General features: G+C 64.1%; 7 protein-coding genes and 1 pseudogene. 3 read left to right on the forward strand and 5 right to left on the reverse strand.

The genetic code is table 11. From position 1 onward, the window contains the following. The first annotated feature begins 113 nt into the window (after positions 1-113). Both ASG57_RS29500 and qatD read left to right on the forward strand, forming a co-directional pair. The gene (locus tag ASG57_RS29500; protein ID WP_230646925.1) at positions 114-692 is read left to right on the forward strand and encodes a hypothetical protein; all 579 of its coding nucleotides are present in this window, start codon (positions 114-116) and stop codon (positions 690-692) included. Further along, complete coding sequence (qatD, locus tag ASG57_RS29505; RefSeq protein ID WP_057198621.1) at positions 689-1,444, forward strand: Qat anti-phage system TatD family nuclease QatD; 756 nt, start codon at positions 689-691, stop codon at positions 1,442-1,444. The genes ASG57_RS29500 and qatD overlap by 4 nt, the downstream gene beginning before the upstream one ends. Before the next feature lie 88 nt (positions 1,445-1,532). Here the strand turns inward: qatD and arsH are convergent, their stop codons facing one another. Genes arsH through ASG57_RS29530 form a run of 5 tightly spaced genes read right to left on the reverse strand, consistent with a single transcriptional unit; the run spans position 1,533 to position 4,636 of the window. Next, complete coding sequence (gene arsH / locus ASG57_RS29510; RefSeq protein WP_057198623.1) at positions 1,533-2,246, reverse strand: arsenical resistance protein ArsH; 714 nt, start codon at positions 2,244-2,246, stop codon at positions 1,533-1,535. Further along, positions 2,246-3,301: an ACR3 family arsenite efflux transporter gene (arsB, locus tag ASG57_RS29515; protein ID WP_057198625.1), complete on the reverse strand. Its 1,056-nt coding sequence runs from the start codon at positions 3,299-3,301 to the stop codon at positions 2,246-2,248. Before arsB ends, arsH begins: the two co-directional genes overlap by 1 nt. Before the next feature lie 9 nt (positions 3,302-3,310). Continuing rightward, positions 3,311-3,736: an arsenate reductase (glutaredoxin) gene (gene arsC, locus ASG57_RS29520; protein WP_057198631.1), complete on the reverse strand. Its 426-nt coding sequence runs from the start codon at positions 3,734-3,736 to the stop codon at positions 3,311-3,313. An 8-nt stretch (positions 3,737-3,744) separates the two neighbouring features. After that, positions 3,745-4,272, reverse strand: coding sequence for an arsenate reductase ArsC (locus ASG57_RS29525; protein WP_057198627.1), 528 nt, complete (start codon positions 4,270-4,272; stop codon positions 3,745-3,747). Next, positions 4,265-4,636 (reverse strand): ArsR/SmtB family transcription factor, encoded by a 372-nt coding sequence (locus tag ASG57_RS29530; RefSeq protein ID WP_057198629.1) that lies wholly within the window; start codon positions 4,634-4,636, stop codon positions 4,265-4,267. Before ASG57_RS29530 ends, ASG57_RS29525 begins: the two co-directional genes overlap by 8 nt. Before the next feature lie 261 nt (positions 4,637-4,897). Here ASG57_RS29530 and ASG57_RS29535 point away from each other — a divergent pair. Next, positions 4,898-5,635: pseudogene (locus ASG57_RS29535) on the forward strand (ArdC family protein); the annotation flags it as partial. Between the last annotated feature and the right edge of the window lie 96 nt (positions 5,636-5,731).

Raw genomic sequence — 5,731 nt, forward strand, 5'->3', positions numbered from 1 at the left:
AAGGATTCTATAACCGGACAAGGCTCCATTCCGCACTCGGATATATCCCCCCGATCGAGATGGAGCTAAAAGCCGCTTAACCCGTCCACTTTATCGGGGGAAGATCAGTCAACGTGCCCCTCGACCCGCTTCGGCTAGGCGCATTGAGCACCAGGACAACGCACCCCTTCTACATCGCCCGTTGGAACGACGCGCTGCACACGCTCGGCATCTCGGGCCGGATCGAGAACCCCTATTGGGACCGGACGAAAGGTGAGATGGCCGAGGAATGCGCCAATCCCGCCCTGCTTCGCCAGCTCACGCCGGCATCGCTTTCTTGCGCGTCGCCCACTAAGGGCAGGTGGCAGGGCCTTGGCAAGCAGCACTGCGGCTATTGCCTGCCTTGCCTGATCCGGCGGGCGGCACTGCTCAAAGGCCTGCGCCCGGATGCCGACCCCACCGTCTACACCGTGCCCGATCTCACCGCGCACGCGCTCGATACCCGCCAATCGGAAGGTGTACAGGTCCGGTCATTCCAGCTCGCTATCGAGCGCCTTCGGGCGCGGCCCGCGTTGGCGCCGATCCTGATCCACAAGCCCGGACCTCTTTTCGACGAGTCGCCACAGCGCCAAGCCGCCCTGGCGGACGTGTATCGGCGCGGCCTTGAGGAGATGGGTGCGCTCCTGACCGGCGTGCGGACGCGGCCCGGATGAGTGAAGCATCGTCAATTGGTGGCGTCGACTTTCATTGCCACCTCGATCTCTACCCCGATCACGAAGCAGCCATCGCCAGAGCTGAGGCCGCACGTATTTACACGCTGACGGTGACGACGACGCCGAAAGCATGGCCGCGCAACTATGAGCTTACGCGACACACCCGCTATGTTCGCGCGGCGCTTGGCCTACATCCGCAGCTCGTCGCCGAACGCGCTGCGGAGCTGCCGCTGTGGGAACGCCATCTCGCCGAGACGCGCTATGTAGGCGAGGTGGGCCTGGACGCCGGCCCTCGCTTCTACAAGTCTCTGGAGGCACAGAGGCATGTATTCCAGCGCGTTTTGGAGCGATGCGCCGAAGCGGGCGGGAAGATCCTTACAGTTCACAGCGTGCGGAGCGTTCCAGCGGTCCTGGACATGATCGAAGCCCACCTCCCCCCAGGACGCGGAAGCGTCGTGCTCCATTGGTTCACCGGCAGCAAGAGCGACGCCCGTCGAGCAGCTGCTTTAGGATGTTATTTTTCCGTCAACGCGGAGATGACGCGCACGGATCGCGGCCGTGAGCTAATCGGGATGCTGCCACAGGATCGCATTCTCACCGAGACCGATGGCCCCTTCACGCAACAGGACGGCCGCCCCACCGAACCTCGCGACGCGCTGGTCGCCGCGGCTGCGCTAGCGAACGCTCAGGGTATATCCGCGGAAGCAATGGCGAAGGTGATCGTCAGCAACCTACGCAAGTTGCTCGGCTGATCGACCACCGCCAGCTACTGGCTGATCGTCAAAGCGATCGCCCCCCCGCGGTGAAGCTCCTCGAGATTGCGATCGCGGGGTAGAATGTTCAGGTTGCGGCCGGCAGATTGACCCGCCGCATCAGAGCCTCACCGCTCTCCTTCCGCTCGGAATAGCGCTCGGTGAGATAGGAAGAGACGTCGCGCGTCAGCAGCGTGAACTTCACCAGTTCCTCCATCACGTCGACTACCCGATCATAGTAAGACGACGGTTGCATCCGGCCTGCCTCGTCAAACTCCTGAAAGGCTTTGGCGACGGAGGACTGATTGGGGATTGTCACCATGCGCATCCAGCGGCCAAGCACGCGCATCTGGTTGACGGCGTTGAAGCTCTGGGAGCCGCCGGACACCTGCATGACGGCGAGCGTGCGGCCCTGTGTCGGCCGCACCGCGCCGACCGAGAGCGGAATCCAGTCGATCTGCGCCTTCATCACGCCGCTCATGGCGCCATGCCGTTCCGGGCTGGTCCAGACCTGACCTTCCGACCAGAGGGACAGCTCGCGCAATTCCTGCACTTTCGGATGGTTGAGGTCGGCGCCGTCTGGCAACGGCAGACCATGCGGATCGAAGACGCGCGTTTCCGCGCCGAAGTGATTCAGCAGACGCTCGGCCTCCAGTGTGAGGAAGCGGGAGTAGGAGCGTTCGCGCAACGAACCGTAAAGCAGCAGGATACGAGGCGGATGGCGCGAAGGCGCGGCCTGCAGCCGGTCGATCGTGGGCACCTCCAGGCATGCGCCATCGATGTTGGGCAGATCACGCAGCATCAGCGCTTCGCCTCGGCCACGGCTCCGGGCCTTTCGCCGCGCTCGTACCAGCCTTTCGAGCGGTTCACGATCCAGACAACGGAAAGCATCACCGGCACCTCGATCAGCACGCCGACCACGGTGGCGAGCGCCGCGCCAGACTGAAAGCCGAACAGGCTGATGGCGGCGGCGACGGCCAGTTCGAAGAAGTTCGATGCCCCGATCAAGGCCGACGGCCCGGCAACGCAATGCTGTTCGCCGGTCAGGCGGTTGAGCAGATAGGCAAGACCGGAGTTGAAATAGACCTGGATCAGAATCGGCACCGCGAGCAGCACGATCACCAGCGGCTGGGCGAGAATCTGTTTGCCCTGGAAGCCGAAGAGCAGGACGAGCGTGGCGAGCAGCGCCACCAGCGACAGCGGCTGAAGGCGGTCAAGGAAGCGCTTCAGCGCCGGTTCGCCGCCAGTGGCGAATATCCCGCGGCGCAGCACCTGCGCGGCGATTACCGGCACGACGATATAGAGCGCGACGGACAGGACCAGCGTGTCCCACGGCACTGTGATGGCCGACAGTCCTAGCAGAAGGCCAACGACGGGCGCGAAGGCGAACACCATGATGGTGTCGTTGAGTGCGACTTGGCTCAGTGTGAAATGCGGCTCCCCCTTGGTGAGGTTCGACCAGACGAAGACCATGGCCGTGCACGGGGCCGCCGCAAGGATGATCAGTCCCGCGATATAGGAGTCGATCTGGTCGGCCGGCAGCCAGGGGCGGAAAAGATAGCCGATAAACAGCCAGCCGAGCGCCGCCATCGAGAAGGGCTTGACCGCCCAGTTGACGAACAGCGTGACACCGATGCCGCGCCAATGCTCCTTAACCTGGCCGAGAGCCGCGAAGTCGATCTTGACTAGCATCGGCACGATCATGAGCCAGATCAGCGCCGCGACCGGCAGATTGACCTTGGCGATCTCGGCCGCGCCGATGGCGTGGAAGACGCCCGGCATCAGATGGCCCAGCGCAATGCCCGCGACGATGCACAGGGCGACCCAGAGCGTAAGGTAGCGTTCGAAGGTGGACATGGATTTTCCTCAGGCCGTCGCGACGCCGCGACCGTGTTCGTCGACCACTTGCTCGCCGTCTTCCTTGACGAAGGCGCCGCGCTGCGGCGGCAACAGGTCCAGAACCGCTTCGGAAGGTCGGCACAGCCTAACCCCTTCCGGCGTGACCACGATCGGACGATTGATGAGGATCGGGTGCGCCATCATGGCGTCGAGAAGCTGCGCGTCGCTCAGTGCCGGATCGCTCAGGCCAAGCTCGGTAAAGGGCGTGCCCTTCTCGCGCAGCAGCGCGCGAACGGGGATACCTATGCGGGCGACGAGCTGCTCAAGCATCGTGCGGCTTGGCGGCGTCTTGAGATATTCGATGACGTGCGGTTCGACATCGGCGTTGCGGATCAGGCCCAGCGTGTTGCGCGACGTGCCGCAATCTGGATTGTGATAGATGATGACGTCCATGGCTGGCCTCACGCGACGTCAGGGCGCGGCGAGGTCGTACCTTCGCTGCGGCCGATCTCACGCAGCTTGGTGCCAAGCGCGGCCTTGTCGAGGCTTGCCATCGGCAGAGCAGTGAAGACGGAAATCCGGTTTCGCATGTAGCGGAAGGCGGCGACGAACGCCTTTTCCTTTTCGATGTCCGGCCCATCAACGGCAGCGGGGTCTTCGATGCCCCAATGCGCCGTCATCGGCTGGCCCGGCCAGACCGGGCAGGATTCGCCGGCGGCGTTGTCGCAGACGGTGAACACGAAATCCATGACGGGTGCGCCGGGCTCGGCGAACTCTTCCCAGCTCTTCGAGCGGAAGCCTTCGGTTGGATATTCGAAACTTCCGAGCACCTTCAGGGCAAAGGGGTTGACCACGCCCTTCGGCTGGCTCCCGGCCGAGAAGGCGCGGAAACGGCCAGCCCCGTCCTTGCTCAGGATGCTTTCGGCGAGGATCGAGCGGGCCGAATTGCCCGTGCAGAGGAACAGAACATTGTAGATGCGGTTAGTCATGGGCAGCCTCCTTGGCGGCGAAGATTTGCGGTGTGCAGCAGTGGGATAGATCGGCGATCAGCGGCGCACAGATTTCGGGGCGGCCGCCGCAGCAGTCCTTTACGAGGAAGCTGGTGAGCGCATGCACCGCCTCGAACCTTGCCCGATACATGATCGAGCGGCTGTGCCGCTCGGCCTCGATCAGCCCGGCGCGCGTGAGTGTCGCGAGGTGGGTCGACATGGTGTTGTGGGGCACATCCAACCGGCGGGCGATCTCGCCCGCGGGCAGTCCGTTCGGTTCATGCTCCATCAGAAGACGGAACACGTCGAGACGGGTCGGCTGCGCAAGGGCAGAGAAAGCGAGGATGGCGACATCTGATTCCATATGTCGAGACTAATCGACATATGGACCGGAGTCTAGGCAGATCAAGCCGTTTTCGCCCGCCCTCCTACCCAGCCAGAACGTCGGAAACTTGGGACCGCCAAGAGGGAAAGCCTTCCCCTACGGCCGAGCCTATCGTCTCGTCCGACCCCTTCTGCGGGGAGAACCCCGCAACGCCCCCTAGAGTGAGAGTGCGGACAGCCTTTGCCGTGACGGGTTGAGGGCTGGGAGAGAGGCTCCCGGCGCCCGTCGCGGAGATCCGCGATGTCCAGAAAGACCGCAACCGCTCGCGCCGGCCAGGACCGGACGAGCCTCTACGACGAAATCACGGGCAAGATCATCTCCGAGCTGGAAGCCGGGCGTATACCTTGGGTCCAGCCTTGGGGGACGGCCGCAGCAAAGGCGCCGCTCGCTATGCCGAGGAATGCAGCTACCGGCCGGCACTATTCGGGGATCAATGTGCTGATCCTGTGGGGGGCCGTGATCGAGCACGGCTTTCCAGGCCAGAGCTGGTTGACCTTTCGCCAGGCGCTCGCGCTCGGCGGCCATGTCCGCAAGGGCGAGCGCGGCACGACCGTCGTCTATGCCGACCGCTTTGTGCCCGACGACGAGAAGCGCCGCGCCCGCGAGGCCGGTGACGAAGCCCAGGCGATCCCGTTTCTGAAGCGCTTCACGGTCTTCAACGCCGCGCAGTGCGAAGGCCTGCCGGAGAATGTCGCGATCGTCGCGCCGCCGCCGGCTCCCGGCCTGATCGAACCCGTGGTCGAGTCGCTGATCCGCGCGACGGGGATCGACTTCCGCATCGGGGGCAATCGCGCCTTCTACGTACCGGCGCTCGACTACGTGCAGGTCCCGCCGCCGCAGGCCTATTTCGAGCCGATCAACTGGCACCGGACTGCGCTGCACGAACTGGGTCACGCCACCGGCCATCCGAACCGTCTCGGCCGCGACATGACCGGCAGCTTCGGCACCAAGAAATACGCGTTCGAGGAGCTGGTCGCCTTATCTTGACAGTCTGCACCGACTCTCAGCGTCTTGCTTACGTCGATGCAACAGGACTGACGGAGGCGGTAGGTCTTGTCCCCACTTGTGGTGAGC

Source organism: Bradyrhizobium sp. Leaf396 (assembly GCF_001424605.1).
Classification (GTDB): Bacteria; Pseudomonadota; Alphaproteobacteria; order Rhizobiales; family Xanthobacteraceae; genus Bradyrhizobium; species Bradyrhizobium japonicum_C.